General features: G+C 54.4%; 1 protein-coding gene. It reads right to left on the bottom strand.

Annotated features, from left to right (window positions below):
• Nucleotides 1-10: 10 nt before the first annotated feature.
• Nucleotides 11-656, bottom strand: a 646-nt coding sequence (locus G6N74_RS30460; protein ID WP_165121731.1) for an IS1595 family transposase, incomplete at its 5' end; no start/stop codon positions are given.

Genomic DNA, 656 nt, shown 5'->3' with positions numbered 1-656 from the left:
TGGGGCTGTCCTAGGAGATTTGTTGTTTGATCCAAGTTTTAAGTGTCTTCAAGAGGCTTGCTGGTGGTCCGTAATTAAAGCGCCATTCGCATTCCTTGAGGAAGAGATGGAAGTTGTGTCGTGGAATTCCATTGTAGCGGCGCAAGTGTCGCTTTGCCTGGTTCCAGAAGTTTTCGATGCCGTTGATGTGTCGGCCTGGACTTTGCACGAAGGTCTTCTGATGATTGATGCGCTGATGGCGGAAGCCGGCGACGTCGAGAACGTCATAAGCTGCGAAAGCATCTGAAAAGACGATGGAATCCGGTTCCACCTTGGCCTCGATGATGGGAATGAGGGTGGTGATTTTGGAGTCCGGGATCATCTTGGTATAAACGCGACCACCCCGCTTGAGGATGCCGAAGACCGGCACTTTTCCGGCAGCACCCCGGCCACGCTTGCCCTTGCGGGTGCCACCGAAATAGCACTCGTCGACCTCGATCTCGCCGCGGATCGGCGAGGCATCCTCAATCTGGTCAGCGATGATGAGGCGCAAACGGTGATAGAAAAGGACTGCCGTGTTCTTGTTGACGCCAATCAATTCAGCCGCTGTCCGGGCCGGCGTTCCGGCAACGAAGTGCTCACACAGCCGATTGGTCTGAATTATCGTGAGTTTCGAG

Source organism: Mesorhizobium zhangyense (assembly GCF_011045115.1).
Classification (GTDB): Bacteria; Pseudomonadota; Alphaproteobacteria; order Rhizobiales; family Rhizobiaceae; genus Mesorhizobium_M; species Mesorhizobium_M zhangyense.
Note: the sequence above shows the minus strand (reverse complement) of the source record. Positions and strands in the feature narration are given on the sequence as shown.